The sequence below is a fragment of the Thiofilum sp. genome (assembly GCF_016711335.1).
Classification (GTDB): Bacteria; Pseudomonadota; Gammaproteobacteria; order Thiotrichales; family Thiotrichaceae; genus Thiofilum.
In genome coordinates this window covers 2,970,784-2,996,095 of the sequence record NZ_JADJTF010000001.1, presented here as the reverse complement: position 1 = coordinate 2,996,095, position 25,312 = coordinate 2,970,784, and the positions used below count along the sequence as shown (strand labels likewise).

17 protein-coding genes and 1 tRNA gene are annotated in these 25,312 nt (G+C 44.0%); 6 read left to right on the top strand and 12 right to left on the bottom strand.

The window, feature by feature from the left end; translation table 11 throughout:
* Window positions 1-3: 3 nt before the first annotated feature.
* The 3 genes from IPL34_RS14215 to purM all read right to left on the bottom strand — a co-directional run bounded on the left by IPL34_RS14215 (window position 4) and on the right by purM (window position 2,399).
* Window positions 4-345 carry a trypco2 family protein gene (locus tag IPL34_RS14215; protein WP_296842108.1) on the bottom strand — a complete coding sequence of 114 codons (342 nt, stop codon included), beginning with the start codon at window positions 343-345 and terminating at the stop codon, window positions 4-6.
* A gap of 341 nt (window positions 346-686) precedes the next feature.
* The gene (purN, locus tag IPL34_RS14210; RefSeq protein ID WP_366931053.1) at window positions 687-1,337 is read right to left on the bottom strand and encodes a phosphoribosylglycinamide formyltransferase; all 651 of its coding nucleotides are present in this window, start codon (window positions 1,335-1,337) and stop codon (window positions 687-689) included.
* 12 nt (window positions 1,338-1,349) lie between these two features.
* On the bottom strand, window positions 1,350-2,399 hold the full coding sequence (gene purM / locus IPL34_RS14205; RefSeq protein WP_296842106.1) for a phosphoribosylformylglycinamidine cyclo-ligase: 1,050 nt from the start codon (window positions 2,397-2,399) through the stop codon (window positions 1,350-1,352).
* Between the two features lie 157 nt (window positions 2,400-2,556).
* Here purM and IPL34_RS14200 point away from each other — a divergent pair.
* The 4 genes from IPL34_RS14200 (at window position 2,557) to IPL34_RS14185 (ending at window position 5,422) form a co-directional block, all read left to right on the top strand.
* A tRNA-Ser gene (locus tag IPL34_RS14200) sits at window positions 2,557-2,644 on the top strand.
* A gap of 427 nt (window positions 2,645-3,071) precedes the next feature.
* Complete coding sequence (locus IPL34_RS14195; RefSeq protein ID WP_296842105.1) at window positions 3,072-4,631, top strand: RICIN domain-containing protein; 1,560 nt, start codon at window positions 3,072-3,074, stop codon at window positions 4,629-4,631.
* Window positions 4,632-4,818: 187 nt separating this feature from the next.
* Window positions 4,819-5,163, top strand: a complete 345-nt coding sequence (locus IPL34_RS14190; RefSeq protein ID WP_296842104.1) for a thioredoxin family protein — start codon at window positions 4,819-4,821, stop codon at window positions 5,161-5,163.
* Window positions 5,164-5,194: 31 nt separating this feature from the next.
* A complete protein-coding gene (locus IPL34_RS14185; RefSeq protein WP_296842103.1) occupies window positions 5,195-5,422 on the top strand; it encodes a hypothetical protein in 228 nt (75 codons plus the stop codon).
* On the opposite strand, the gene IPL34_RS14180 is transcribed toward IPL34_RS14185, so the two are convergent.
* The 3 genes from IPL34_RS14180 to murB all read right to left on the bottom strand — a co-directional run bounded on the left by IPL34_RS14180 (window position 5,398) and on the right by murB (window position 9,092).
* Window positions 5,398-5,895, bottom strand: coding sequence for an arsenate reductase ArsC (locus IPL34_RS14180; RefSeq protein ID WP_296842102.1), 498 nt, complete (start codon window positions 5,893-5,895; stop codon window positions 5,398-5,400). The genes IPL34_RS14185 and IPL34_RS14180 overlap by 25 nt on opposite strands.
* A 120-nt stretch (window positions 5,896-6,015) precedes the next feature.
* Window positions 6,016-7,758, bottom strand: coding sequence for a cation:proton antiporter (locus IPL34_RS14175; RefSeq protein ID WP_296842101.1), 1,743 nt, complete (start codon window positions 7,756-7,758; stop codon window positions 6,016-6,018).
* Between the two features lie 302 nt (window positions 7,759-8,060).
* On the bottom strand, window positions 8,061-9,092 hold the full coding sequence (gene murB / locus IPL34_RS14170; protein ID WP_296842100.1) for a UDP-N-acetylmuramate dehydrogenase: 1,032 nt from the start codon (window positions 9,090-9,092) through the stop codon (window positions 8,061-8,063).
* 152 nt (window positions 9,093-9,244) lie between these two features.
* Between murB and IPL34_RS14165 the strand changes: the two genes are divergently transcribed.
* Both IPL34_RS14165 and IPL34_RS14160 read left to right on the top strand, forming a co-directional pair.
* Complete coding sequence (locus IPL34_RS14165; protein ID WP_296842099.1) at window positions 9,245-9,787, top strand: TIGR00645 family protein; 543 nt, start codon at window positions 9,245-9,247, stop codon at window positions 9,785-9,787.
* Between the two features lie 377 nt (window positions 9,788-10,164).
* A complete protein-coding gene (locus IPL34_RS14160) occupies window positions 10,165-10,950 on the top strand; it encodes an META domain-containing protein (RefSeq protein WP_296842098.1) in 786 nt (261 codons plus the stop codon).
* A gap of 136 nt (window positions 10,951-11,086) precedes the next feature.
* On the opposite strand, the gene IPL34_RS14155 is transcribed toward IPL34_RS14160, so the two are convergent.
* The 6 genes from IPL34_RS14155 to IPL34_RS14130 all read right to left on the bottom strand — a co-directional run bounded on the left by IPL34_RS14155 (window position 11,087) and on the right by IPL34_RS14130 (window position 25,085).
* Window positions 11,087-11,371 (bottom strand): hypothetical protein, encoded by a 285-nt coding sequence (locus IPL34_RS14155; RefSeq protein WP_296835791.1) that lies wholly within the window; start codon window positions 11,369-11,371, stop codon window positions 11,087-11,089.
* Window positions 11,368-12,225: an IS4 family transposase gene (locus IPL34_RS14150; RefSeq protein ID WP_296837415.1), complete on the bottom strand. Its 858-nt coding sequence runs from the start codon at window positions 12,223-12,225 to the stop codon at window positions 11,368-11,370. The genes IPL34_RS14155 and IPL34_RS14150 overlap by 4 nt, the downstream gene beginning before the upstream one ends.
* Before the next feature lie 181 nt (window positions 12,226-12,406).
* Window positions 12,407-13,690: a reverse transcriptase domain-containing protein gene (locus tag IPL34_RS14145; protein ID WP_296842097.1), complete on the bottom strand. Its 1,284-nt coding sequence runs from the start codon at window positions 13,688-13,690 to the stop codon at window positions 12,407-12,409.
* Between the two features lie 6 nt (window positions 13,691-13,696).
* Entirely contained in the window at window positions 13,697-15,529 is a 1,833-nt protein-coding gene (locus IPL34_RS14140) for a hypothetical protein (protein ID WP_296842096.1), read from the bottom strand.
* Window positions 15,526-21,876 (bottom strand): HEAT repeat domain-containing protein, encoded by a 6,351-nt coding sequence (locus tag IPL34_RS14135; RefSeq protein WP_296842095.1) that lies wholly within the window; start codon window positions 21,874-21,876, stop codon window positions 15,526-15,528. The genes IPL34_RS14140 and IPL34_RS14135 overlap by 4 nt, the downstream gene beginning before the upstream one ends.
* Window positions 21,873-25,085, bottom strand: coding sequence for a BRCT domain-containing protein (locus IPL34_RS14130; protein WP_296842094.1), 3,213 nt, complete (start codon window positions 25,083-25,085; stop codon window positions 21,873-21,875). Before IPL34_RS14130 ends, IPL34_RS14135 begins: the two co-directional genes overlap by 4 nt.
* Window positions 25,086-25,312 lie beyond the last annotated feature (227 nt).

Here is a 25,312-nt window from a genome sequence, read left to right as displayed (position 1 = left end):
ATGTTAGCCCCGTCCAAGACCTGCAATATTATTGGTAGGCTCATACTGCTTAGTATCTGGATTCCAGACTTTAGGCTTCAACTTCAAACGCACGGTATGGGCATAGTCTTGTGCCTGTTTTTCCGTTTGCTCACCTCCTAATTCAGCCCCGACACCCCAAACCTTAAAGCTAAATTTGCCGCCTACCTTTTGATCTTTACCTGCACTAATCGCTACTTTCAACTCCACCTCAGCATCGGATAGATCAAATTTGATCTTTTTGCCCTCACCCTCCGCAATCGCTGCCTCAATATCTGCCCGTAACGCTGCAATAATACCCACCAATTCACGTTGCTCAGCACTCATAACCTTCACTCCTTTGCTAATTAAAAACTCAACGCTATTATTTTAATTAGCGGCTAACAAAACGCCAACTTACTAGCAAGCGATTGTTAAATCTAAGGCAATAAGCCTGCTCGCAGATCAACCCTTATGCTGCAATTTCATCAAGCATGTACTGCGTTTAAAATAGTGGGTGGCTTATATCTGGCTTGAATAGGCATAGAAAGGTGGCGCTAGCAAACTACTCCATCAGATAGCAGGTACTTTAAGGGTCGGGGTGGGAATCTGGCTGATACTGGGATAAGTCGGATGTTATCTAAAAGCGAGTACTAGCTTTGCATGAGTACTCACTTGAGATCAGAACATTAATTACTAGGCAAGAGTAAAGGTTGAGTGAGCAACTGACCGTCTAACTCAACGCCTTGAGTACCTAAACGCACTTGCTCGTTCGCTAGTAATTTTACGACAGCGGGATAAATACGATGCTCTTGAGTGAGTAGGCGTTGTGCCAAACTCTCCGGTGTATCATGCGGCAAAACCGGAATTTTCACCTGCATAATGACTGGACCACCATCTAGCTCAGCCGTCACAAAATGTACACTAGCACCATGCTCGGCTTTACCATCGGCAAGTACTCGCTCATGGGTACGCGTACCTTTGTAGTCCGGCAAGAGCGAAGGATGAATATTGATCATGCGCCCATGATAATGATTGACCAAATCCGCCGTTAAAATGCGCATAAAGCCCGCCAATATCACATAGTCCGGTGCGTACTCATCAATCAGCCCTTGCAATGCTTGATCAAATGCCTCACGGCTAGGAAAGGCTTTGTGATCCAATACTTGGGTGTTAATACCTGCTGCGGTGGCACGTTCTAAGCCATAAGCATCGGCTCGATTGCTAATCACTGCGACGATTTCAGCAAGTACTTTAGGGATAAGATGGACTTGATCAATCAGGGCTTGTAGATTCGAGCCACTGCCTGAAATCAAGACGACTAAACGTTTAATCTTCACGCTCAACCCTGACTACAGGACATAATTGACAAAGGGTTCAACGGCTGAGCTAGTAGCTATCTCGCCGATTTGCCAATAGTCGATATTCTTTTCGTGACAGGTCTGGAATATAGCCCGTGCACTATTCACATCCACCACTAATACCATGCCAATACCACAATTAAAGGTACGTAGCATTTCATCTCCATCAATATTGCCCGCTGTACGTAGCCACTCGAAGATAGCAGGCATCTGCCAACTCCCTAATTGAATATTAGCTTGAGTACCCACAGGCAAAGCACGCGGTAAGTTCTCAGTTAAACCGCCCCCAGTAATGTGGGCTAAGCCATGTATAGCAGAGGGATGCCGTCTAATGAGTGTCAAAACGGCTTCAGCATAAATACGGGTGGGTTCTAATAAAGCTTGACCTAAAGTAGTACCCTCAAATTCGCTATCCAATGAAGCACCTGACACTTCAAGTACTTTACGAATGAGTGAATAGCCATTGGAGTGCGGCCCTGATGAAGGTAGCCCTATCAATAGATCGCCCGCGTTCACACGGACGGGGTGAATAATTTCATCAAGTTCCACCACACCCACACAAAAACCTGCTAGGTCAAAATCATTGCCGTGATACATACCGGGCATTTCGGCGGTTTCGCCCCCGACTAAGGCGGCTCCTGCTTGGGCACATCCTTCGGCAATACCTTTAATCACTTGCTCAGCCGCATCGACATCGAGCTTTCCGGTAGCATAATAATCGAGGAAAAATAATGGCTCTGCCCCACTCACTATAATGTCATTCACACACATAGCGACTAAATCAATACCGATAGTGTCGTAAACCTTGGTATCAATGGCGAGTTTGAGCTTAGTCCCTACACCATCCGTGCCTGAGACTAAAATCGGATTTTTATACCGTGAGGGAATAGCTGCCAATGCACCAAAACCACCCAATCCCCCTAGTATTTCAGGGCGACGAGTACGCGCGGCGTAAGGTTTAATGCGTTCTACGAGGGAATCACCAGCGTCAATATCAACACCAGCACTACGATAGGTCAGGGAGGTTTTACTTTGATCCATGTAGGGACAACCATTCATCAGGGAAAAATAAGGTTCATAAGTTTACCACAGGAGTGAGGCATTACCAGTAACAGAATTCTTCGCAATTGATGAAGTTTTTTTGTTTGAGGGGCTAGCTTTCTCAGAAAGTTTTTATTAGTATTTGCGTCCTGATTTCGGAGAGCTGGCTGAGCGGTCGAAAGCGGCGGTCTTGAAAACCGTTGAGGGTCATACCTCCGGGGGTTCGAATCCCTCGCTCTCCGCCATATGTTAAAAGGTTGCTTAGGCAACCCTTTTTTATTGATGCTTAAACCATTCGTTTAATCTTGATCTCCCTTAACACCTCTTGCTACTTATCGGAAAAAGCCACTTTTTATTTTATTTTTTAGTAATAAAAATTATACTAACCCTATAGTCCGATTAGAGAGTGTTAAAAACCCCGTAACCTATTATAAAAATAGTGTCTTTTTCCTATGTATTTAAAATAAACCCCTAAACTCGTCGTAACAAATAAGTACAAAACCTAATCAACTTATTATATTAACTCACTAGGTTTCACTGCTCTAATTTATAAAATTTAATAGAGTGATTTTGAATAAACTTTATATTTAAAAATCCCCTATTTAAATCATCAGGTGCTCACTCTAAGTACCTTGCTCTATCAATATACTAAAATAACTAAAGTAGTTAACCATGAAATTAATAAAAAAATTAGCGCTCACTACTGCTTTCAGTATGGTGGCCTTAACCAATGTACACGCAGGGGTAGGCTCTGCTCATTTATGGTATCCCAATCCCGATGCAGATATTTTAATGATGTCCGTTAATGTCACTAAGACCTATCAGCATACCTATTATGAAACCTTAGGATGGAATGTGGGACAAGAAGCAGGTGGTTATACAGGGATTCAAACGCATAATAATGGCGTACCCGTGTATATCTTCTCTATTTGGGATCCTATTGCGAGTCTAGGTGTACCGATTAAAGCCATCTACGCCAAACCTAATAGCACCATTGAACGTTTTGGTGGCGAGGGTGAAGGTTTAAAATATATGGACTTTAACACCAGATGGACAGTTGGAAAGCCTGTCACCTCAGTGGTGCGGCGTTGGTCTGTGAATAATACGACCCACTTTGGTATGTGGACTCACAATGAAGCTACTCGTGCATGGACACACCACACTACCTTTGAATTTCCTGTAGCGAATGTGCCATTTTTAAAAAATAGTGCTAATAGCTTCATCGAAAACTGGAGTGGTCTGTATAAGAACCAAACTCGCTCAGCCGAGTACTTTAATATATGGTCGCGCTCACTCAATGGTCAGTGGACTATGCATAAGCAAGCTTCTCCTACAGTCACCGAAAAGACCGCCGCCACTGCTAAGCAACACGGACTCAATGCCGCTGGGGATCGCTTTGTCATGCAGCAAGGAGAAGACTACAGTTTAGGCTTTAGTGAGCCATTACGCCTCACGCAAAATCTCACAGCCACACAGCCTAATATCGCTTCAACCCAAATTAATAGCCTTGAAGCCAGCTATGATCTAGCACAAAGCAAGGTCAATGTGCGCTGGAGTCTAAACCCTTCAGGTGCACCTCAGTTTAGGTATAAAGTTGAAGTCACCGATGCGACTTCAGGCGCTATCATTGGCTCCAATGCTGCCTTATCAGCTCACCAATATAACGCCTCTTTGCCTATACCTGCTTCTACTACCAATCGCGTCCTCAAGGTTAAGCTTTTGATTACCGACATTTTGGATCGCCAAGAAGCTAATCAAAGCGTTAATGTGACTACTAGCCCTGTAGTGCCACCTAGTCCGCCTACTCTTCCTATAGGTACTAAAGTCACTATTCAATCGGCTAGCTCAAAATACTATCTCAGCATATTGAATGGCTCTCAGCAGCCTGTTACCAACCTAGTGCAATCCTCTCTGGGCCAACCAGCCGAGTGGAGCATTACCAAAACTGACAAGCCTAATGAGTATTTAATTAAGTCGCTGTATTCCAATCAGTGTGTGGATATAAAAGAAGGTTCACGTAATCAAGGAGCTAATCTGATCCAATACCCTTGTCATGGTATGGCTAATCAACGTTTTTCTATTCAAGCCGATAATAGCGGGGCTTATACGATTAAGGCATTACATTCTAATCAGTGCATAGATGTGCCCGCCTCCAGCACTAAAATTAATACTAGCCTGATTCAATGGTCGTGTCACAGCGGCATGAATCAAAAGTGGTATATTAAACCCTAATAGGCTTAGTTAAAAACCAGTAAACTGTCAGAGCAGATCAAGGTATTTGCTCTGACTGAGCGAGCTTTTTTAATCACTATACTAGGCAATCTAAGCCTCACCTTCCATAGGTGGTACTACGTATTTCTGATGTACTCAATTATGATCAGCCGTCTTATCAATTGCTGGGCTAAAGAAACTTATCTATATGTCTGACCTAATTCTAACCATTAATGGCATAGCCGATTTTGAGAGCCGTGTATTAGCGGCCTCCCACACTCAACCGATAGTAGTCGACTTTTGGGCGGACTGGTGTGGTCCTTGTTTATTTCTAGCGCCTAGCTTAGAGGCGGTTACTCAAGAGTACGACGGAGCGGTCTTGCTGGCTAAAGTCGACACGGAGGAAGATGAAAACTTAAAACTGGCGGGGCGTTATAAAGTACGCGGTTTTCCTACCGTAGTCCTGATTAATAAGGGCGAGGAAATCGCACGCTTTAGCGGTAATAAGACTAAGCCATTTATTCGTGAATTTATTGATCCTCATGTGAATTAGCCTATTGCTTTGTAGGGGCAAACCTAGGGGTTTGCCCTGTCTTTATATACAAGTACTCAATGTCCCTAAACCAGACCCCGCTCATGCTGATAATGAACAAAATGCCTATGTGTTTGAGCGCCGTGTGGATAGATATAAATACTCCAATGGGGATGAAACACGCGGCTTTATTGATCTGTATAAGCGTGGCTGTTTTGTTTTAGAAGGTAAGCAATTTAATAGTCATTTAGCTCACTACTCTTTAGCCAACAACGATTGACCAATAGTATCCAAGCGCTCTTGTAGAGATAGCTTATCCAGCTCACGCATCGGTAAATTAACAAAAATATCTAAGCGATTATGCAATTGGCGATACGTCTCACGAAATGCAGCTAAGCGCGTAATCTCATCACCCTCCACATCAGAGGGATCTGCTAAACCCCAATGTGCTGTCATCGGTTGACCAGGCCACACTGGGCATACTTCAGCGGCGGCTTTATCGCAGACGGTAAACACAAAATCGAGCTTGGGGGCTTCAGGTGTGGCGAACTCTGCCCAATCTTTACTACGTAAACTACTGGTATCGTGATTTAAGCGTTTGAGTAATTCCAAGGCAGTAGGATTCACTTCGCCTTTAGGGTGGCTACCGGCACTATAGGCTCTAAATTTACCTATGCCGACTCGATTTAAAATGGCTTCGGCTAAAATACTACGGGCTGAATTGCCTGTGCATAAAAACAATACATTATACATAGTCACTCTCTCATAAAGGGGGTTAAGAGCTCACTATATTCGTATTGGTGAATATATTAAGTCTTTACGACTCATTGTCATAAAAAATTCATAAAACTATTAAGCCAAAGATGGTTATCTTCAAATATTAATTTTATTAAATAACGGATTCAGCAATGGATAATCATTCTGCCATTGCTGTTTGAGACGCTCTAATACCTGCTCACTCGAAACCCCTAGCAGCAATAAAGCATGAGCCGCTAACATCAAATCTAACTCTAAATTATCCGGTATCACCTCGGTCGCGCCCCCCTCTCGAAAGCGCTTTATCAAAGACTCATCACGAGTCTGCACCATAATCGGTACATCAGCATTGAGCTGACGAATATAGCGCAGGGTTTTTAATACCTCGTCCTCTTGATCGTAAGTCACTACCACAAGACTAGCATGCTGTACCCCTAGCGCCTCCAGCATATCCAACTCACTGGCGTCACCATAAAAGACTTGTGTGCCTGCTAAGGGCGTCGACTCTAAAATATGCGGATTAATATCTAGCGCTAAAAAGGGAATCTGTTCAGTCTGTAAAAACTGCGCAATGCTTTGCCCACGCTTGCCATACCCACAGAGCACTACTTGCTTAGACTCAACCTCAATCACTGGGGTGGCAGGGGCTAATACTGGCTTAGGCAGCTCATCTAATGCCTTGGGTTTAGGTGTGCCAGAAAATAGCCGCGCTAAGGGTTCGTTGTAGCGAATCACAAAGGGTGCTGCAATCATGGAAAACAATACTGAGGTTAATACGATCTGGCTGGTTTGGTAATCAATGACGCGTGCACTTAGGGCAATGGCTAAGAGTGCAAACCCAAACTCCCCCCCAATAGCCACTAACCATCCCGTGCGCCAAGCGCGAAAAGCGTTTTTACCCGTAAGCTTTAAAATGGCTGCGACAATAGCGGCTTTACTCACTAGCAACACTAAAGCCCCCAACAGCGCCAAATGCCAAATGCTAGGCAGGACTTTAGGATTGACCATCATACCAATCCCGATAAAAAACAAGCCCAACAATACATCTTTAAAAGGACGAATCACTGACTCAATTTGATGCCTAAACTCGGTTTCACCCAATACCATGCCTGCTAAAAACGCACCAAATGCCATCGATAAGCCTAAGGCATACGAAACTCCAGAGGCAGCTAAAGCAACAAATAACACACTTAAAGTAAAGACTTCACTGGAGCGTTGTTGCGTCACTAAGGAAAATAAGGGGCGTAACAACAGCTTGCCTATCACGACCACAATGGCAAATGCCAAGATCGCTTTAGCCAGTGCTAAGCCTAAGGCACTCCCTAATGCCGTAAAGCTCGCAGCCGTTGCGGATAAGACTGGGATGATGACAATAAAAGGAACGGCCATAATGTCCTGAAACACTGAAATGGCTAGCCCTTCGCGCCCATAGGGAGTGTTTTGCTCACGCTGCTCTTCCAACTGCTTGCTCATAATGGTGCTAGAGGATTGAGCAAACACCGCCCCCACAATAAAAGCACTCGCAGCAGGCAATCCCACCAACCAAGCTAAGATAGCTACCACTACGGTACTAAATACTACTTGCCCCGTACCCACCCCTAATAAGGTGTGTCGCAGCGCATAGATTTGGGGTAAAGAAAAACTAAGACCAATCGTAAATAATAAAAACACCACCCCAAACTCCGCCAAAGCACGCACGGGCTGATCATCAATGACCGGACCTGGAGTATATTCACCTAGTATTAACCCCACTAATAAATAGGCAAGGCTAGAAGGCAGATGCAAACGTTGAAACAGCACGACAATAATAAAACTGGTGCTTAGTAATAATAATAATTGGGGTAATAAATTTTCTAACATAAGCAGCCCACCCTATTAATTCTATAAAAATCAAATTACTGCTACTTAAAATTATTAAGTAATGAATTAAAGCGGACACAGATATAAACCCACTCATTGGCTTTAAACACTTAGCAGATTGATAAAGAGTTATAACCTTGCCAAGCTTAAGAACTGCTCCATGCCCACTATTATTGTTATGCAAAACTACTACCATGAAGCCATGTGGTACTCTAACACACTGCGGATAATGAAGTGGAATTGCCCAAAAAGTAGAGTATTTGATTAAAGCTGCCTCACTAAGTTCCCATGCAAACTTGCAATCAACTATACTGCACTAATGCTCCTCCACTAATAATATGGGGTTCTGGTACTAATCTAATACCAAAACGTTGTTCTACCGAATCCATAATATCTAGGGCTAATTGCCAAATTTGTGCCCCTGTTGCCTGACCGTGATTCACTAATACCAAAGCATGCTGATCATACGTACCTGCATCCCCAATACGCTTACCTTTCCAGCCGCAGTGATCAATCAACCACCCAGCCGACACCTTCACGCCCTCCTCTAATATCCAGCCATTTAATTGGGGATATTGTTCACGCAGCGCTTGATAGTGTTCGTCACTAATCATAGGGTTTTTAAAGAAGCTCCCTGCATTACCTAACTGAGCTGGATCGGGTAATTTACTCTGGCGAATAGCAATAATGGCATCGCTAATACTACGTGCATTCACCTCACCCTGAATATGCTCTTTCACTCCAGCATAATCTAAATGCCAAGTGGGTTTAGTAGGTAATTGAAACGTGACACTTGCAATCAGCCAACGATTAGGCTCTAAGGATTTAAAGCGACTATTACGATAACCAAAACCGCACTCTGCCACGCTAAAGTGACGCATCTCAGCCGTTTTCCAATCGACCGCAAACACTTCATAGGCATGGTCTTTCAGCTCTACACCATAAGCACCAATATTTTGCATCGGAGCCGCGCCCACTGTCCCCGGAATTAAGGACAGATTTTCCAAACCAGCCAACCCCTGATCGATAGTCCAACGTACAAACTGATGCCAATTTTCTCCAGCCCCAGCTTTGACATAAGTGTATTCGGAATCGGAGCCAATAATGGTGCGTTCCATTAACTTAATTTGCACCACTAAGCCCGGAAAATCTTCGACAAACAACATATTGCTGCCCCCACCTAAAAATAATACGGGCAAGTTGGGATGCTGTTGTTGCCACTGCCACACGGTACGCAATCCACCCAACGTAGCTAGCGTACAAAAATAACGTGCTTTCACTTCCAAACCAAAAGTATTAAGAGCACGTAGGGAGTAATGTTCACGAATATTCATAATCTTGGGCAAAGTCTAGTCTGGTAATCGGGCAAGAGGCGCATTGTGGGGCTTAATCTCTCATTTGGCAAACACTCTAGAAAAGGTTGGATATTGCAGCGCAATAAACTTACGGCATAATGCACCCACTTCATTACTTGCCGAGCAAAACCATGTCATTTCTACAAAAAGCAGAGCATGCCTTTGAGCATCTGCTCTTTACCAGCCGCTGGCTGTTAGTGCCTATTTATTTTGGTTTAGTACTGTCCCTATTGCTAATGATTTACAAATTTGGCAAACAGATCTTGAACTTATTTTTATCGGTTACTACCGCCACGAGCCAAGATTTAATTGTAGGGGTCTTAAACTTAGTAGATGTTTCCCTAGTCATGAATTTACTCATTATTATTATCTTCAGTGGCTATGAGAACTTCGTGTCTAAAATGGATGACCTACACGACCATACTGATCGACCCGACTGGATGGGTAATATTGGTTTTAGTGATCTTAAAATTAAGTTGATAGGCTCTATGGTTGCTATTTCTGGGATAGAGTTATTAAAGGGCTTTATGAATGTTAGCCTATTTTTGGAGCGGGGCGGCATGACGCCAGAGCAAAGCCAAGCCCTGATTTGGATGGTGGTTTTACATATGACGTTTGTGGTATCGGGTCTACTTTATGCCATTATGGATAAATTGAGCCATCGTAATCACTGATTATACTGCGATGCTTGGTAGTGCTTCGAGGCAATACCAAGCATCGCTGATAGGCATTAATTCCCGTATTGATGTAACTAATATCACCACCTCTTAGCTAAGTAGTCATAGATACTAAGCACTTGAGCCAAAGTAATCGTGCATTTCCTACGCAGACGCTGTGAATACCTCCCTGTACGCTTCAAGGCGGCATCCCTGCCGCCAAGACTGCTCCAGAAACACACGATTACTTTTAGCTAGGCACTTACGCACTTCTGACTGCTATGACCTCTAACTAACACTACACTTATCAGTACAGCACGGAATGATGCAAATTAAGTATTCAAATTCATCTTACTAAGCTTGTATTCTTTAGCGATTACTCTCAGGATTATGCTATGAAAATTTTAAAAAAATTAACGGTTCTCAGTCTTTGTCTATTCAGCACTTTAACTGCTAGTGCCTATGCAGGCTCTCTAGAGCGCACTGATTGGGAACTAAGTAAACTCACTACTTACTCTCAGGGCGCTATACCTAAATTAGAGCGCACCTTAAGCCTTGGCTTTAATCAAGGTATGGTTTATGGCTTTAATGGTTGTAATAATTTTAATAGTGGCTACGTTCAAAATGAGCGTCGTGCTACTTTAACCATTAAAACTAATCAAATGGCGAGTACTTTAATGGCTTGCATGCCACAAATGGAACAAGTCTCTAAAGCGTTTCAACTAGCTCTGCAAAATACTGCCCAGTATAAACTAACAGCTAAAGAATTGACGTTACTCGATAACAAAGGCAGAGCCCTAGCTCGCTTCAGCAAACCGATTACCGAACTACCTAATACCCAATGGCAAGTCAGTTCTTATAATTCCGGCAATGCTTTAGTCAGCAGTTTAAACTCTGAACGTATGACCGCCGCTTTTGACAAGAAAGGGCAACTCAGCGGTTTTTCGGGTTGCAATAACTATTTTTCTAGCTACAACATCGATCCTAGCCAAGGCACTATGCAAGTAGGCGCAATAGGCAGTACTAAAAAAATGTGTGTTCAGCCAGAAGATGTGATGCAAGAAGAGCAAGCCTTTTTAAGTGCGTGGAAACGAGTGCGCTCTTATCAACGCTTAGGGCAAAACCTCACTTTATTCGACCACAAAGGTACACGAGTTTTTACCTTTAGATTATTAAAATAAGTGACCATCAATATTAAATGACTTACCGATTTAATAGGAGTCTAGCTAAAAGTAATCGTGTGTTTCTGGAGCAGTCTTGGCGGCAGGGATGCCGCCTTGAAGCGTACAAGGATGTACTCTGTACACGACAATTCGCTTAACTCATTGAATCTTTTTCAAAAGAAAATCGCCTGAGTTTCATCCGTCCATCCTCGATCGCCATGAATTGTGGTGGACAAAGGAACAGAAGCAGCAGCCTAAGCCTATCCACTTTTTCCCGTACCCTTCCATTCAATAAATCGGTCAAGTAGTCCAAGCCGTAACGGAAGACACTTTGCTCTTTGCGTCCATGTTTTTTCGTCTTCAAAGGCTTGACGGCTTTTTCCTTCCATTCGCCGACTTTGTGCGCCCAACAGAAGCCAATGGCAAGCAACGCCATCATCTTTTTGATGCGAGGGGTTTGGTGAAGTGAGTGGCTTCCATGTGAAAACCACGCCCTTTCAAGCATTGGAACAGGTTTTCAATTTCCCAACGTAGCCGATAAGTGCCAATGGGATCAGCCGTGTAGTGGTTGCTGGCGATAATCAACAACTCACCACTGGGCAGCTTTGAGCCACTGAGCCAAACCCATTCCCCGCTAACGTCGCGACGGTGACGGAGAACGCGCCGTTTACCCGGCTTGAGGTTGGCAAACAGCGAGCGGACATGCGCCTCTTTTTTGTGTTTGTCGGTCATCAACTGATTACCCTTGATACGAATCAAGTAGGGAATCTCTTTGGAAGACAACCACTTCCACCATTGACCACCAATAAACTCACGGTCAGCCAACACACCCAAGATGTTGTTGCGCCCGAATTGGCTGATAAATCGTTGCAGCAGGGCAATACGTTCACGTTGGTTAGAATTACCGCGTTTGTTCAACACCATCCAGTAAACGGGGATAGCCGCACCTTGGTAAACAACCGCCAAAGTCAGGAGATTGAGGTTGGATTTGCCCCATTTCCAGTTGGTTCTGTCGAGTGTGAGGTAGTATTGTTGACCACTAAAGGCGAACATTCCCATAAGAAAATGGGCAATGTCATTGTAATTAAAGAACACTTGGCTAAAAAAGCGTTGCATCCGTCGATAGCGGGAACCAATGTCGGTGTCAGAATCTATGTGTACCGCCAACAACGCCAAATTCATTTGTCGCGCACTCAGCAAAGTATGCAGCATTCCCACAAAACAATCCAAACGGGGCTTGCCCCAACTCAAGTGGGCTTTTAAACTGTCACGTAGTCCATCGCTCAGATCCATTTTGCTCTCCTGTGTGGTAACTAGAGAGTAAAACATAGGAGCGGTGGACTTTCACCATCTCCATGACAAACATGCTAAATCAATAAGTTAGTGGTTTTGTCGTGTACAGAGAAGGATGTATTCACAGCGTCTGCGTAGGAAATGCACGATTACTTTGGCTCAAGTACCTCATTAAAACTACTTACCCAAATGCGCTAAACTCTTGCAATAACCTCATACCCAATTCTTTCTCAGTCATAGCAATATAAGCGGCATAGCCTTTTAGGCGATGGATACTCTCACCCTCTTTTAAACCTTTGCCGGTTTTTAAATTATGTAATGCCGCCCGCATTTGACGCTTGGTTTCGCGCTTAACGCGTGGAGCATTATTATTATTCACTACTAATCCCGTGACTTCCTGCACCGCGCCCCGACGCACTATATGGGTTTTAGCGCGATTGAGTTCAAAGCCTTCCTCGCCTATGACGCGCTGAATACTACCCAATACTTGAGTGATATGAGGATCACCTTGGTGACCCACAGGCAAACTAAAGGTTAAATCATCCGCATAACGGCTATAGCGCCAACCAAACTTATTGGCAATGCCCGTCAAACGTCGATCAAGGCGTAAACATAAGGCATTAGTCAACGCTGGGCTGGTGGGTGCGCCTTGCGGCAAACAACGCGCTCCCAAGGCCACAAAATATTTTTTGCCCTGACTCTCGACCATTTCACGCGGTGCTTCGGTGCATAATAAGGCTAATAGTGTCGCAATCTGTTCACGATAGCCTGCTTTACGAAATACCCCTTTCACTCGTCGCCAACTAATCGTCGGGAAAAACTCTTTAATGTCGAGCTTAATTAAAAGCTCACTATTAATATGCTGTGCCGCATTGGTAGCAATCGAACGCCCCATTAAAAAACCGTGTGCCGCACCGTGCACTATTAAACGCTCTAAAATATTCTCTAAAACCCAGCGCTGTGCTTGTTTTAATAGAGGTCGTGGCGCCCAAATCGGACGCATACCACCAGAACGCTTGGGAATTTCAAAACGGGTATAATTTAAATCGGTTGCTGCCTCACGGTGAAAACATAATTGGCGCAATTGCGGAATGGTAAGTTTTAATTGCTCAGCTAATTGGGTGACTTTAATAATCGCAGGTAATTGATTATCTAATAAACGCTTTTCAGCACTCACCAAATCAAAATCATCTGTGCTGGTATCATCCGTCCAATAAATACCGTCGCCTAAATAAACGATATGATTGGCTTTATACACTTGCCATGCCGCTTTACGTAATTTAGCTTTTTCTTCGGCCTCGGTTTTTAATGACTTTTTATACTGCTCTAACTCACGGGGTGTCATATTATCAGTAGCACGGCGCTCAATTAAAAAGCCTTTTGCCACTAATTGTTGCTGGATATAAGCATTAATACTACCTGCTTTTTCAATCTCTGCCCAACGTTGTTCCCATTCGGTCGCCATCGTGATTTACCCCAAAGTACTGTCAATAAAACCGGAGGCTTCCAGTTGTTGAATTTTATCTAAATAAGCGCTACGTGCAGCATCGACTGAATTAAATGCCATTTGCTGGCGACGTGTTTTAGTGTCTTGCTCGTGAGAGAAAAACACGCGCTGCTCATTTAAGGTCAATTGGATCTGCTCAACCTGGCTTGCTTTGCGCCGTGAGAACGCCCGCGTTTCTTGGCTAATCGTCTCTACATTACGCTCCGCTTGACGTAGTGCATACGCAATCCTTAAGGCAATTAAATGCGAACAAGGTCCTTGGCTTAGACCGTGTTGCATAAGCTGATGACAGCTACATTCCGCTTTGACTACCTGCCCTTCTTCATTCAGTTTGAGCTTAGCTAAGTACTCGCGTTTATCCTCTTTCACGCTAATCGTAGCGGCAAGCTCAATGCCTTCTTTAGGGAGTATGAGTGTTTGCCAATGGCTAATGGCTTTTTGGCGGTGGACTAAATCATAAGCCAATTTTTCAGCAGGCTGACGAAATTGAAAATGACTCATATCCAAGGGTTCAGCGGTCAAAGGACGATAGCGATAGACCTCATCACCTAGGTCATACATCACTAAACCTTGCTGACAGGCTTGTAATAAGGCACTACGACATTCTGCTCTTTGTAAACCCGTTTGTTTAACTAACTCATCCATAGAAAGTACTAGCTTTTCTTCAAGGACTTTAAGTATTTGCGCTACTTTTGCAGTTGGATTGAGATCACGGGGGAGTAATAAATCAAAATTTAATGCTTGTGACCAATTGGCGGCGGTAAATCCGGTAATCGCTAAAGTTAAATGCCAACCCTTGCCGCGCATCGTCCAAAAGCTTGGCATACCATTACCTAATAAACCTACTTCAATAGTTTCAGTGAAGGGTAAAACACGCTTGAGTAAACTTAAACGTCTGCGCCCCCATAACCTTACTACCTTAGCTTGTTTGCCCTTATAAACTTCTGTTTGAGTGTCAAGCACTACATCATTCGGCTCTAAAATCAGGCTGGGGTACTTGCCCGGAATCAGCTCTAAGCGTAAACCGCGTCGTTTACCTTTCACATCGGCATGCATACGCAAATGATGTAGTAGGTTATAGACATCGAGCGGGTTGAGAACGATTTTATCAGTGGGTAATTGGGCGGAAGCTTGCACCTGTAGAAAACCACGCATCCATGAATTCGGCACTTGTACCTTTTTTTCCAGCACTTCACTATCGGGTTGTGCGGTGGTACTTGAAGTACTCACGCCCACTGCGGTTTGCCCAATGCTTAAAGTACTCGCTTTAAAGCTGCGCATTTGCTCTAAGCCTTGGGCTAGGCTATCGCTAAAATCAATATTGGTCGTGCCATAGGTGGGAGTGTTTTGAGTGTTAAAGTGCTCATAATCAAATGAGAGCATGGCATAACTACCCTCATCCTTGCTAAATACCTCAAACACCACACCGTCTGGATACACACTAATAATCGGATCAAGGATACAAAACCCCAAAGGGTCATTTTTCAGTAACCAATCAAAATAAGCACGTTGCGCTTTGGCTAAACCCTGATTTTGATGAGCGCGGCGCATTTGCATAAAGGCAGCATAGGCTTGGCGATCTTTAGGCACATAGCGGTAATCACTACTGACAATGGCAAACAAGGCCGCCATAGTTTCCCGAAAAATCAGCGGCTGTTGAATAGTCGCTTCAAGTTTAACTTCAGAACGATTGAGCTGTGCTACCAGTTGCACATGCTCAGCATGTGCTTCACTCGGACTTTGATAGCGTAACGCTACTGCAATGCGCTCTGGAGTGGTCATATCAGTAGTACTCATGCTGATACTCCTATCATTAATTTGGCTTTTGCCCGTTGCCGACGCCGTAATGCACGATAGGCTGCTTTATTAATATCCTCATCGCCGCCCTCTTGAGTGAGCTTAGAGAGTGCACTGTCAATTTGCACCTCATCTATACTCGCTAAACCTTCAATCGCACTCACCCGCAATGCCTCCTCCGCATGGGTATCATTTGCCACCTTCAGCAGCGCTTGCCAATCGCCATGACTAATGAGCTGCGGTAATTGGGTTAAAGTCACGGTAGTAGGAGTAGATGCTTGCCATAAGCCACTAATACGATTAGTGAGTTTTTGTAAGGCGCTGACAGGTAAGGGATGGGTTTTAAGTACTTGTTGCGTTAAATCGTATAGTTCAACTAATGCAGATTGCTCTAAGGCATGTACTGCTTTTAGTACCTCAGTATCTACCTTATTAGCCACTAATAAGGCTTTAAGTACTTGCTTTTGAAACGGTAATTGCGCTGGCTCGCGGGTGGTCAGTAATTCAATTATCACCTCATTCGCCACTTGCTGAAGCACTGCGACCCATAATAAATCGAGAATTTCAGTGGTACGGGCGCTATGGTTAGTGATTTCAGCTCCCACCAGTGAGCCTAATTCTTGTAAGTGTTGATCCGCTTTCCAGCGCTGATAGTGCTCTATTAAAAGCTTAGTGAGTATTTGCAATACTGCCTTATCCAGTAGCGCTTCACGGGCTAAGCGTCTAGCCACCAGACTCACTATATCACTGCGTTGTGCGTTCAATAGTTTTACTAATTCTGCGATGGGAGGTAATGGATCATTCATTAACCTTTTTACCAATACCTCCATCACTTGAGCCTGCTCGGTGCTATCCTCACCACGCGTCATCATAGGCTCGGTAAGGAGATGGATAATCTGAGCAGGTGTCGCAAACTGAGCGACTCGATCTAAGGGCTTACGTTCATCAATTAACGGCTCATAACCTTGTATGACTACTATATCAATCGCACTAAACTCATGCTCAGCAACTTTCCACAAGCGTCTAGCACTCGTATACGCTGCCTCCACACAATCACTATCGGTTTCTAAGCGTAAAGTTTGCAATAAGACAGCTCGACTAGCCTCAGTATCCCAATACTGTAATAAGTGCAGCGCCTGTTGACGATGTGCATAGTAATCAGCTTTTTGACTGTAATCAGCAATGATTTGCCACGCCGCTAGGGTATTAAACCAGCGTAAGCCGGTTAGAGCGCGGGTCACCATATCACTGTAAGCACTGGCATTTTCTAAAGCCGATTTCAGCAGACGGAAAATCGTATCGGCTTTTTCTGATTGACCTAAATGCCCCAAGGCTTCGATAGCCACTTCTTGCAGGAAATGACCTTGCTCTTGAGCCAGCGTTAGCAACCTATCTAGCGCTCGCTCATTCGCCATCTCACCTAATGCCAATACGGCACGCTGGCGATAATCAGCATTGGTCTGATAATCCACTGCGGCGAGTAAAGTACTCAATCCTTCACTACGCCCCCCTTTTGCTAAACCTTCGGCGGCTAAAAATTGAATATCAGGATCTTTATGCTTTAAGGCTTGCAGCAAACCCGTTTCTATACCCTGACGCTTATAGAAACGTCTGGCTATGGTAAAGACTAATTCTGGCACTACCTCACTAGGCACAATGGGTAAAGCAGTTAATAAGGCTTGATCTAATACAGGATTGACTTTTGCGCAACGTAAACCCTCCCATAACTCACTTAAACGCTTAGTGTTTTGCTGAACAACTAAAGCTTCCAATAAAGCGACTAAGACCTGATCATGGCGTGGATACTGTTGGCTCAACCAACGTTGATCGCCACGTTCATCCTCATAATCCTCAATCACTTGGTCATAACCACTGATGCGTAGCACCGCGTCAATAATGGCTGTGCTATCAGTCTTGTGAGTGCTCAAACGTTTCAATAGTGGTACTGCCATACGTTCAGGACGAGTATTAGCAATAGCTTCATAAATGGGGGCTGGCTCTAAACGTAACAATGGATTGCTTAAGTACTCTAATAAAAACTCTGGAACCAGTTGATTAGCAACGGTTTTTAATAAAGAAACTAATAGGCGCTGCTCACTCGCCTCTTGGCTATGAGTGAGTAAGTGTTTAAGTGCGGGTACTGCCTCACTATGCTTATGACTCAATAAACTCGCGGCAGCTTTAATCGCACTAGGGCGATAATCATTTTTAGTGGCTTGCACCAATAAATCGGCTATTTGAGATTCTTTTGCTAAGGCTTCGGCTAATTGCTGCACTACCGTAGAACGTAGTTCTAAATAATACGATTGCAAAGCAAAGGGAGCGGCTTTAATAAGACCTACTTGGGTACTCAGCACTTTCCATGCTTCAGTAGCCAGCATCGCCTCGCTGGATTGTACTAATTGCTCTAGCAAAGGTTGCACCTGCCCAAAGCTAGTATTAGCCACTAATAATTTTAGCCCACGCTCTGCCATATCCGGCTGTGAGGCTGCAAGCGCTGCTTTACCCAATACCTCAGGGCTGACGGCTAGCGCTTGCAATGATTCCAATACTTGTTGACGTACTATTTGCTGGGTGTGATTGAGTGCTGGGAGTAAACTTTGTATTACACTGTGTCGCCATTCTTCAGAGTGCTGCGCTAAACGACCTAAGCCTATAACGGCTTGGCGACGAATATTTAAATCGACTCCATAACCTGCTGAACCATAGCTCTCTGAGCGCAATAAGCCTAAATAGGCGCCAAAGGCTTGCTGCTCACAGGCTTGCTGAGTAGTAGCGCTAACTGTTTCGTTTATCGTGGGAATAGTAATTTGATGCAATTCCATTTGATAGCGTTTATTAAAGGCTTGTAACTGTGCTTGCCATTGTTTAAAGGATGTACGGCTATCCCAAGCAGCGAGTACTTGAATCAGTCGTGCTTTTAAATGATTCGGAGCAAAAACTAATAGAGCGCTTATGTGTTGTAATGCCTCTAATTCAATTGCCCAAGTATCGTCCTGTTTACGTTGTGCCTGTTGTAACCATGTTTGCAGATAATTCCATTGTGCGGCTCGATCGCCAGTGCGTTCCAGCATATCAGCACATAGGAGTTGCACAGGGGGGTAAGGAATAGTCAATGCCCAAGAAGTTAAATAGGGCTTATCAGCATGCCGCCATAGCTCATAACTCATGAGAATAAATTGTGCAAGGGTGGTCGTTTGTTGACTGCTTAATAAAGCTTGTAAGGTGACTGGATTCACTTGATCTAGTGCGACCCAAGCAATTAATTGCTCAATCTCAGTTAAGCCCTTCAACGCTTCGGCATCATTCAATACTGTTAAAGCTCGCTGATCACCGAATTGACTCAATGCTAGGGCTGCATAACTTCTAACTGTAGAATCATTATGAGTGAGATAACTAGCCAGACTATCCGCCTGCTCAGGTGGTGTTATCCATCTCAAGGCTTGAGCCGCTACTTTTGCTATAGATCGATCTTTACTCTCTAATAGCGGCAGTAAGAGTGCAAAAGCACGTTCATCCCCCAACTCACCTAAGCCTTGAATGGCCTCAAGAGTACGATCTAACCATGCTTGTTGGAGGTGTTTTTCACTTTTAGGCGGCTGCGGTCGACTCGCAAATTCAGCCAGTAAAGGGTAAGCATCCTTATCCCCGATTCGCGCCCCCGCTCGTGCAGCGCTCACTTGAATATCTTCATAAGGCGATTGCAAAGCCTTACCTAATCCTAACGCATCATCTCCCTCAATAATCGCTTTGAGAGCTGCTTGGCGTAGGCTTTGATCTTTATCTTCTACCAAGCGCTGCAATAACTCAGATTGCTTAGCTATCGGCTTTTGTAGGCTGTACTCTAAGGCTGCTTGGCGCACTGCCACATGCTGGCTTTGAGTAGCTTGTAATAATAATGCTTCACTATCAAAGCGCTTTTTTTCGGTCAAACCATAGGTCAATGCTTCAGTGGCAAGCGTTGCAAACGGGTCATTGAGTAGTTCCAATAATAAAGTACTCGCCCATTCCGCTTTAGGTTGCGCCATTAACTCGGTGAGCACTTCACGATGAATATTTTCATATTGGCTAGTGAGTAATAAGCGCAGCGTACCCAAACTATCGCCACCTAAATGACGCACTAGACAGGCTTTAAACGTTTCTTGACGAATCGGCTCAAAGGGGTCATTTAAGGCATTTTTGAGTAAAGTGAGCGCTTCCTCATTCACAGCAGGGGCTGCGGTCAGGGTATCGAGCAATATTTTTAAACCACGAGCATGACTATCTTGATACTTAGCACTGAGTCCTAATTTAGCCTGAGTCAGCGGCTCTAGTTTTAATACATTCAAAGCACTAAAAGCAGCATCCCGTACAGACGCCTCAGGATCATTAAGAAGTATCTCTAAAGCTTCGCGTGCTTGCGGTAACTGCAACCACGCTAATGCTTTACACACCCCTACTCGAATCATAGGCGTATTGTGTTGCGCCAGTACTAATAATAAGCCTAAAGCACGCGGGTCATGTAAAACAGCTAAAGCGTAGGCACTATTAAAGCTAATATCCGCATGACGACTACTCATCCCTTGCAGCAGTGGCGTGTAATCCTCTGCATTCAAAGTACTTAAATCAGTGGGTTTAGCCTTTTTAGCTTTTTCACCTGCAAGTTGGTTCTCGTCCTCTTTGAGCAAATCAAATTGTTCTAAATCATTCAATTGACGCGCTAAATCTTTATCACGCGTTTTTAACGCTTGTGCCAAATTCGGACGGCTCAACACACTAATTAGCCATGCAGTATGGCGTACCGCTTCATTATCGTGCTCTTGCTGGCGAATCAGAGCGCGTTGCACTTCAAAACTATTCAATAGTTGGCGCTGATAAAGGCGAATTAAGGCTGCGCGTTGAATATCGGTTTGGGTACTTTGTAAGGCAAGTAAATCGGCTTTGGGATCAGTACTGGGGTATAAGCTTTCGAGTAGATTTAAGGCCTTTAAGCGCACTGAGCGTTGAGCATGCTGGAGTGCTTTGGCAAGGGCTTGCTCCGCACGCGGATTAGTAACGGCATACTCACCCAAGCTTTTAAGCGCTAATAAGGCAATATCGGTATGTTGAGTAGCGAGTGCTTTTAATAAAGGGTGCAGTGGGTCAAGTTGATCTTTAAAACGTGTGACTAAAGCATTAAAGGCTAATTTGCGCACACTGTCATGGCGTTGATCGCTCAGACCCGTTTCTAAAAGCAGATTAGCTTTGCCATGTGTAGACTGATCAATTAGCTTAACCATTAACTCACGAATAGCACGATCTTGTTCTTGGCTAAAATGCTTTTCAATCAGATTTAAAGCAGATTGGTCATTATAAGCGGCTAAGGTCATTAAAGCCTGTTCGCGCTCTTTAGGCTCAATGGATTTGAGCTTATATGCTGCACTGTCATAGCCATCATGCAGAGTAAGAACGGTATCAATAGGCTTTTCTTGATCTAATGACACCAAACGTAAGGTTTGATCTAGTCCTATTACCATTAAGCACGATTGACCTAAGTACTGGATTAAACCCATGCGCTGGATTTTTGGCATACTTTGCCTATAGGTGACAGGCTGTCCACCACTATACGCCCATGCCTTAATACTCTTGTCCTCTGACCCCGTAAAAAAGCGCTCCACGCCCAACACTATGCTATTAATCGCGGCACTATGAGAGCTACTTTTGCCTTTGTCTAAGGGCTGTAGTTCGCCTTGCGCATGAGTGCTTAAGAGTTGTTTATCCGCGCCCCCTGAGTAAAAGCGTAATTCATTGTTTTCAAAGCATAAGGCTGCTACAGCACCTTGATGTAGTTGCCCTTTGGCTGAGAATATTAGTTGCTGATCCAGTAGTTGATAGACTGTCACTTCACCATTAGCAAAACCGATACTGAGCCACGTACCGTCGGGTGAATAAGCCATTACGGTAGCTATTTGGTCTAAATCGAGTACTTGAGTAATTTGAGTACTGGTTAAACTCACCACACTTAAGGTTCTAGGCTGTAAAACGGCTAAGTAATCATGAGCTAATAATGCCAACCCCAGAATTTCATGCTCGCTATTAACTTTAAACTCAATACCTTCCAGTGCTTTGGGGTTGCCCTTAGCGCGTGATGCTTGATAAAGCTTGCCGTCTAAACCTGCCACATAAACAGTTTGGTCATTAGCCACTACAGCACTCGCACTACAGGGCAAAGCATCAGCTTGTAATTGCACCTGCTGTTGCGCAAAATCCAAACGATATAAAGCCGTGGCTTGACCTTCGCTATGGCTAGTGATGAATACCGCTTGACTGTCACGAGTGACTAAGGCACGAATAGAGCCACGATAATTTAAATATTGATGTTCGCTCATACCATTGCTCCTGCCACACTAGGGTGCTTCTGTTCAATACGTGTGGCTGCCACCAGACACGCATCACGCTCCATTTTGCCGCGTGATTGAGTAAAGTGTTGGAATAGCGGCAATACCACTTCAGCAAATGCTGCATCCTCGATAGCTAAATCGCGTAAGGTTTCAATCAAGGCTTTTTTAGCCACGCTTGCCGCTAAAGGTTTCAGGCTGCTTTGTGCCTGATCCCGCCCTAAGCGTCCGGGGGGTAATTCATACAACCAACGCTTAAGCAATAATTGCAAGCCTGCATAATCGGTGGGTAGCTCGTCTGGACGTTGTGGTAATGCAGGTTCGGTCGTAGTACTTGGATTAGCCGTTTTACTAGCCTTTTTACCTTTAAGCAGGTGTTCCACTTCAGAAATGGGACGCCAAGTGGGTGTAGTGATCGGTGTGCGATACAGCATCCATAAAATCCGAATCACCCGATTGCGTACTTCACGATCAGGACTTTCAGTCAGTTGATACAGTGCTTGTGGTGATTGTAAACGGCGCTCACGTTGTAAAATCGCTAGCCCTAATTCACGACTCGGCGCATGACGTGACTCACATAAGCCATACACAAAACTTTCGGGCAAAGTAGCCGTCGCTAAGTGATAAGTTTTATTCGCGGCGACTGGCTCCTCCAAAAGGGCTTTTTTGAGTAACTCGCGCACTTCCACGTAGCGCGACTCCGCCATTTGCAAGAGTTGCTTATCATTCGGTTGCCAACGCGCTAACTCCCACTCCGTCATGTCTAACCCTAACTGACGCACCACTGCATGCGCATGTTGGAGCAATTGCAAAACTCGCTCAAAAGTTAAAAATTCGGCTGGAATTTCTGCCCCCGGATCAACAGGACGGTCGGTCGCTTTCAGTGCTAAGGGTGGATAGTGACGACGCAGATATTCTAAAGCAAATTGGCGCAAGGGTGTTTCCGCCTCGCTTACCGCCAAATTCCACAAATACTCACTACCTGCTAGCGCTGCATCGGCTGAAACTGTTTCCGCCTGCCCCGCTAATAGTTTCAAAAACGCCGTTTCAGAAATGATTTTAAGCACCGCACCTGCTGCTATTAAGGATTCAGCTTTCACCTGCTTACTACCCTTACGCCCATTGCCGTATAAAGGTGAGCCATCATCTCCAATGACTAAATAATCGAGTTTAGCCGTCACACTACCGCTATTTTTACCCTTCGCCTTAACCACCATTTCCTCAGCAGCCTCACGCGTCATGCTTTGCATTTTGCCGGTGAAAAGAAAGGTTTGACCTTTTAAATCAACATTGGTGGAGTCATTTACAGCATTAGAAGCCACTTCAGTTACAGCGCTAGGTGCAAAATCAGCCGGAATAAAGGCTTTACTTAAACGCTCAATAGCAAATTGATGTTGCTCAACAAATTCTGAGCTGACTAATTTCATTAGCCACTCAAAACCTAAACTACTGGGTTTAAAACGGCGCACATCGGCTAGCCAACCCATTACTTTGGTAGCCAATGAACTATTAAAGGATAAGTTTTTAGTCCAATTGTGATTTTGAGCTTTTAGGTTTTGAATAAACGGCTGGATATTCCAATCAGGCTCATACACTAGCGCCTGATAAAAATCGATAGGTAAGCTACTCGCTTTAATATCATCATTTTGAATCCAGCTTTGTACTGTGTCAGTAGTCAAAGGATGCAATAAATAGGTCTGAATAAAGTCGGCACTTAAAGTATTCAACTCTAATTTTTTTAGATGAGTCAGAGCAAATTGAGCCACCTCAGTTCTAGCATAATCATCATCTAATTCACTGAGTAACGCTGCAAAAAATTCTGTGCCTAAATTTTTCAGTGGATGCAGTTCAAATAAATAACTCTTAGCAAAAGTAAAACCTTGGGGTGAGTTGGATAAAATCCGCGATTTAAACCACTCAGGTGTCAGTTCAGTGCGGCTAAAATGTTTACGTAAGACTTCACTCGCCATCTTGTAATGCTGTTCAGACTCTAGCAACTGCCCCCAAGCTTCTAACCCTACTTCACGACGTGGATCACGTTCGAGTAATAGTTGTAAGGCTAATTCACGCACCGCTGTAGCTAATTGATCATTTTTAGCTAATTTTAGTAAATACTCGACCTGTAAATCACGCGCATGCGCTTTAACATACTGCACCGCATAATTTTGTGCACTCACCTCACTAGATTCTAATAATCTAATCACCACTTGATCTAAACCTAATGATTTAAATTGTTGCTGCTCTAGTTTCGAGGCGTTTTGTAATAAAAATACAATCAGATGATCAATCGCTAGGCTTTGTGCTGCTTTTGAGCCTAATTGAATAATAATAGTAGGATCAATATCACGCAATTGTGCTGCAAAATCAGTTTTTAAACCCTCTGCTGCAAATTGCCTAACGCGCTCAGCCCGTGCTAATACAATAAGACGTAATAAAGACTCTGGATTACGCTTCCATAATTCATTAAAAGCACGATATTGAGTTAAACTTTCAGTCTGCCTTATAGAACCAAAAGAAGTTCTACCATAAATATGGTTTTTATTATGAAAGACAATATGGTTAAAAATCCAAGTATTAGCCCAATTAGTAGTATCAGGATAAGCCGCTAAATAGCGCAGCGCAACTTCTGGATATAATATCGGTAACTGCTGTCCTAGTTTACGTAAATAACGCCAGCCACGTAATATCATATAAGTACGGGTGGCAGCACTCATCATTAAGGGATTATTAGTATTAATACGCTCGGCATCTAACCGTGCTGCGATTTCTGCGACTATTTCATAATCTTTTTTAGCTTCGGCGGCTTTATAAAGCGCTTTTAAAGCTTTCCAAGGACCATATACAAAAGGCACGCGGCGAATGACTTCAACTAAACTCACTCGCGCATAGGGACTAGGGTCACGCCACAGCACGGTGATGATCTGATGCAGTTTGAGGCGCTCAGGCAATACATAAGGCTCAGGCGAGGTTTCTAAGCGGTTGATATGCTCTACTCGATAAGCATACTGCTCTTGATAGCTTTGCGCTCGAAACGCTTTTGATCCAATAAATTGAATAAACTTTTCAAACGTTTCTACCTCATTAGGCAAAGGAGGATGAATAGTGGGGTTCGGTTGTTCTGCTAAGGCAACTAGGTAATCAATAAAAGCGGGGTCTTTTAATTCCCAAGCACGCCGAATATCCGTTAATGTTAGCAGCATATAACCTATCCTTTTCAATATGAGCACTAGGGATTTTAATAATAAAAGTACTCAATGAATATTTGCGAGTGAAGGTGCTTAATCACATTTGATTTATAATAAAAAGGGGTTATTCAAAATAGATGAATAACCCCTATATGAAAAATCTACCTTAATACCGGGTACATGGAAGACTCACTGGCTCGTGCCCTTAAATAGGTGTCCCTGCGTAGTCGAAATCACGTTTG

Excerpts from the sequence above, each read along its gene's own strand:
- IPL34_RS14135 (WP_296842095.1), bottom strand. The coding sequence starts at position 21,876 with ATGAGCGAACATCAATATTTAAATTATCGTGGCTCTATTCGTGCCTTA.
- IPL34_RS14130 (WP_296842094.1), bottom strand. The coding sequence starts at position 25,085 with ATGCTGCTAACATTAACGGATATTCGGCGTGCTTGGGAATTAAAAGAC.
- IPL34_RS14215 (WP_296842108.1), bottom strand. The coding sequence starts at position 345 with ATGAGTGCTGAGCAACGTGAATTGGTGGGTATTATTGCAGCGTTACGG.
- IPL34_RS14145 (WP_296842097.1), bottom strand. The coding sequence starts at position 13,690 with ATGGCGACCGAATGGGAACAACGTTGGGCAGAGATTGAAAAAGCAGGT.
- purM (WP_296842106.1), bottom strand. The coding sequence starts at position 2,399 with ATGGATCAAAGTAAAACCTCCCTGACCTATCGTAGTGCTGGTGTTGAT.
- IPL34_RS14140 (WP_296842096.1), bottom strand. The coding sequence starts at position 15,529 with ATGAGTACTACTGATATGACCACTCCAGAGCGCATTGCAGTAGCGTTA.
- IPL34_RS14165 (WP_296842099.1), top strand. The coding sequence starts at position 9,245 with ATGTCATTTCTACAAAAAGCAGAGCATGCCTTTGAGCATCTGCTCTTT.
- murB (WP_296842100.1), bottom strand. The coding sequence starts at position 9,092 with ATGAATATTCGTGAACATTACTCCCTACGTGCTCTTAATACTTTTGGT.
- IPL34_RS14195 (WP_296842105.1), top strand. The coding sequence starts at position 3,072 with ATGAAATTAATAAAAAAATTAGCGCTCACTACTGCTTTCAGTATGGTG.
- IPL34_RS14160 (WP_296842098.1), top strand. The coding sequence starts at position 10,165 with ATGAAAATTTTAAAAAAATTAACGGTTCTCAGTCTTTGTCTATTCAGC.
- IPL34_RS14150 (WP_296837415.1), bottom strand. The coding sequence starts at position 12,225 with ATGGATCTGAGCGATGGACTACGTGACAGTTTAAAAGCCCACTTGAGT.
- IPL34_RS14180 (WP_296842102.1), bottom strand. The coding sequence starts at position 5,895 with ATGTATAATGTATTGTTTTTATGCACAGGCAATTCAGCCCGTAGTATT.
- IPL34_RS14175 (WP_296842101.1), bottom strand. The coding sequence starts at position 7,758 with ATGTTAGAAAATTTATTACCCCAATTATTATTATTACTAAGCACCAGT.
- IPL34_RS14155 (WP_296835791.1), bottom strand. The coding sequence starts at position 11,371 with ATGATGGCGTTGCTTGCCATTGGCTTCTGTTGGGCGCACAAAGTCGGC.
- IPL34_RS14190 (WP_296842104.1), top strand. The coding sequence starts at position 4,819 with ATGTCTGACCTAATTCTAACCATTAATGGCATAGCCGATTTTGAGAGC.